This is a genomic window from Methanobrevibacter sp. (assembly GCF_017410345.1).
Classification (GTDB): domain Archaea; phylum Methanobacteriota; class Methanobacteria; order Methanobacteriales; family Methanobacteriaceae; genus Methanobrevibacter.
Genome location: NZ_JAFQQZ010000049.1, coordinates 1 through 4,218, shown reverse-complemented (window position 1 = coordinate 4,218; position 4,218 = coordinate 1). Strand labels below are relative to the sequence as shown.

General features: G+C 33.1%; 1 protein-coding gene. It reads left to right on the top strand.

Annotated features, from left to right (window positions below; all coding sequences use genetic code 11):
• The first annotated feature begins 181 nt into the window (after positions 1-181).
• Positions 182-4,204, top strand: coding sequence for a C1 family peptidase (locus IJE13_RS07295; protein WP_292778797.1), 4,023 nt, complete (start codon positions 182-184; stop codon positions 4,202-4,204).
• Positions 4,205-4,218: the final 14 nt, after the last annotated feature.

Sequence of the window (4,218 nt, the reverse complement as noted above, 5' to 3'; positions counted from 1 at the left end):
TTATTTTTTGCTTCATCATTCCATTTTTTATCTTATTCTCTCATTGCTTTACTTTTTTAAGTATTTGACTATTTTTAACACTTTCTTATATAATTTCCAATATTTACTATTTAATATTTATATAATAAGAAAGAGATTATAATTATAATAAATTATTATTATAAATTTTTGGTGAATAAAAATGCATAAAACTCATTATAGACTTCTTGTTTGCTTGATGGCTTTCATTTTCTTAATCATCCTTCCAACATCATTTGCAGCAGATGTCGATGCAGATTTAATGGACGGGAATTTGATTTATGATGATTCATTATGTCTTGCAGATTCTGTTGAAAATGATGGTTTATTGGATTTTGAAGATTCTGCTGATGATAATTCATTGGATTCTCTTGATCCTGAAGATGATCTGATTGAAAGCAGCGAGTCAAATAGTGATGTTCTCAGTGAAGATTATTATTTTGACAGCAATGCAGAAAAGGACGGCAATGGGACTGAAGAAAATCCATATAAAAATTTGGACAAGTCCAGAATAAGAAACAATTCTGTAATACATTTGGCAAGCGGAGCTTATAATTTGCAATTGCCTGGTGAGTATACAAATATTACATTGATCGGTCAAAGTTATGATCAGACAAGAATCACTTTTAGTTCAGGAACTCTTTCATTAAATGGTAATGTTGTTTTTAACAGCATTTCTTTAATTGGACAAAGTGCTGCCAAAACTAAAATCAATTTCAGTTCAGGCCTTTTCACTTTAATCAATAATGTTTGTTTCCAAGATATTTCATTGATTGGGCAAGGGGCTTCTCAAACAACCATTAAAGGCAATAATAGAGACCTTTATGCATACGGGGACATCATTCTCCAAAATCTCACATTGGATAGTGTCACAATAACAAATAAAGGCAAATTAAATGCTGCTGATGTGATTTTCTCTCATGGCGATGGAACTTACACAAGTTCTAAGTGGTATGGAGGTGCCATTTATTCTTATGATAGCCAATATTCTCTTAGCTTAAGAAATTGCAGCTTTTACAATAACTCTGCAAGCATTGGCGGGGCAATTTATTTAAGTGGGAGCAATGCGGAAATCATCGATTGTGAATTTATCGATAACAATGCAACCCAATTTTATGGTGGAGCAATATGTTCTGTGTCCGATTTGAATTCCATGTCCACTCTAACCATAAAGAATACTAAATTTATGGATGATAGTTCTAACAATAACACTGGAGGAGCATTATATCTGGTGGCTGTCAACTTTAATGGAAATAACATATCAGTTTATAATTGCTCATCCACTTTAGGAGGGGCTTTCACATTCTTGAATGTTAACGCTAAAATAAGCAGGTTATATGGAATTGATAATACTGCACGGTATGATGGAGGGGTCATCTATCAGACCTACGGCAATTTGACTCTTTCCAATTCCACTTTCATATCAAATAATGCTAGAAATGGAGCAGGGCTATTTGCATATGGCCTTAACACTCTTTCAATATGCAATAATTCTTTCATCAACAATTCTGCCAGTGAATCTGCTGGAGCCATATACTCTGTTTTCAACAATAATTCCAATATATCAAATAGCTATGAAAACAACACTGCATCAAGCATTGATTTCAAGGACGTATATGACTCTTCATTCCTTTCTTTAATTATCCAAGACAATAATTATACAATTTATAATTATAATCCAAGTGCCAATTCACTTCCAAGCAATTACAGTTCCTTAAGTGAAGGTTATGTAACTTCCGTAAAAGATCAAGGAAATGGAGGAAATTGTTGGGCCTTTGCTACAATTGCAACCTTAGAGTCATGCATTCTGAAGGCATCTGGGGATAATCTTGATCTTTCAGAAGAGAATATGAAAAATGTTGCTGAACTTTATTCCATTTACGGTTGGAATATGGAAACCAATGAGGGAGGATATGATGACACTGCCTTAGGCTATCTTCTTAGCTGGCTAGGGCCGGTTTCTGACGAGGATGGCATTTATGATCCTAAAGGCCTTTTATCTCCAGTATTATCCGGCGTCATGCATGTTCAAAATGTAATGTATTTGAAAAGGGATAGTTTCACAGACAATGATATGATCAAAAGAGCCATAATGGATTATGGAGCGGCTTTCACTCCGATTTACTTAAGGTCTTATTTAGTGAAGAAGGACAGTTCAATTGGATACTATAAGGAATTTACAAATGACACCAGTCCTAATCATGCAGTTGTCCTAATTGGATGGGATGACAATATAGAGGTTCCTGGCGCTCCTGGAAAAGGGGCTTGGATTGCCAAGAACAGTTGGGGAAATTCAGGTAATAAAGGCATTTTCTACCTTTCATATTATGATGTAAGCTCTCCCCCAATAGGAGTGGATGATGCCACTTTCACATTTATCTTAAATGATACAGTTAAATTTGATAAGAATTATCAATATGACATTGCAAAAACAGATTATTTCTACAATAATACGACTACTGTATGGTATAAGAATATCTTCAATGCAACGGATAATGAGTATTTGACAGCTGTTTCCACATATTTTGAAAAGGAAACCACTTGGAACTTATCAATATATGTGAATAATTCTAAAAAATTGGTTCAGTCAGGTGTTTCAAAATCCGGCTATTGGACTATTTATCTAAGGGAGCCTATTTCACTTAATGTTGGTGACATTTTTGAAATTGAATTCAAAATTAAGGTTTCAGCCAATGTTGGAGTTCCTGTTTCAGAAATTGTAAGCTTAAATAATAAGTTTTATAAGGAAAACGTCTCATTCATCAGTTATAATGGCAAAAATTGGACAGATCTATATGATTTGGTATGGAATGGTTATCCTAATCATAATTACTCATCTCAAGTGGCTTGCATAAAGGCATTTACTGTATTGGACAAGATTGACACTGCACTTACATTGGATTTGGGTTATATTAGCAATATTGAAGGAAACAATTTCAATCCTGTAAACATTACAGTGAATGTCTTGAATCAATATGGATATCCTGTAAATTGCGGACAAGTCAAATTTAATTTTTCCAATGAAGATTCATCCTATGAAATCAAATATGTGGATGTCTACAATGGAGTGGCTAAAATTAGCCATATCTTTAAGAAAGGATTTAATACGATTTTTGCAGAATTTGAAGCTTCTGGCTACATTTCATCATCTGACAGTTCATCTGTAAACATTACAAAATATGATGTCAATATGACTGCAAAAATCACAAATAACATCTATTATGCATCTGTAGACATAACTCTCAGTGAAAAGATCAATGAAACCATTTCATTGATATTGGGATATAAGAATTTCACTGCCAAATCCGTAAATGGTAAGGTGTCAATCAATCTGACAGGGTTAAATCTTGGCAAGAATAATCTTAGAATTGTCCTTTATCCTGCACTTTATGACTGTAATGAAATCACATCTAATTTCACTATTAGTACAACGGTTTCACTTCCTAAATATAATAATTTCACTTATGGTGCAAAATACAGCGTAAAATTCCTGGATAAAAAAGCAAATCCATTAAAAAACACCAATGTGACTATAAGCTTTGGAGGAAAAACATATAAGCTGAAAACAGACAGCAATGGAATAGTCAATATTACTAATTATCTAAAGCCAGGAAGCTATACTGTAAAGGTTAAGAATCCAGCGACTTTAGAGGAAAAAACCCATAAGATCAAGGTATTGGCCAGAATTGATCAAAACAAGAATCTGACAATGTATTATGGCGCAGGCAAATACTATAATGTCAGGGTCTTGGACAACTATGGAAACATTGCCAAAAACGTATCAGTCAAATTCACTATAAATGGCAATACATATTATAAAAGGACCAACAGCAAAGGAATTGCCAGCCTTAAGATCAGCTTAAAGCCTAAGACATATAGTGTTTCAGCTAGCTATAAAGGATTTACAGTAAAGAATAAAGTGACTGTCAAGTCAACTATCATTACTAAAAACCTTTCTCATAAGAAAGCTAAAACAATCAAATTCACTGCAAAACTGGTCAATACTAAAGGAGCTATCTTGAAAAATAAATACATTACCTTTAAGTTCAAAGGTAAAAAGTATAAAAGGAAGACCAATGCTAAAGGAATTGCTACTTTAAGTCTTAAATCCTTGAAAAAAGGCAAATATTCCATTTATTCAACTTATGGAAAATTAACTATTAAGAATACTATTAAAATTACATAAGAAGTTTGTAATAA

Excerpts from the sequence above, each read along its gene's own strand:
- IJE13_RS07295 (WP_292778797.1), top strand. The coding sequence starts at position 182 with ATGCATAAAACTCATTATAGACTTCTTGTTTGCTTGATGGCTTTCATT.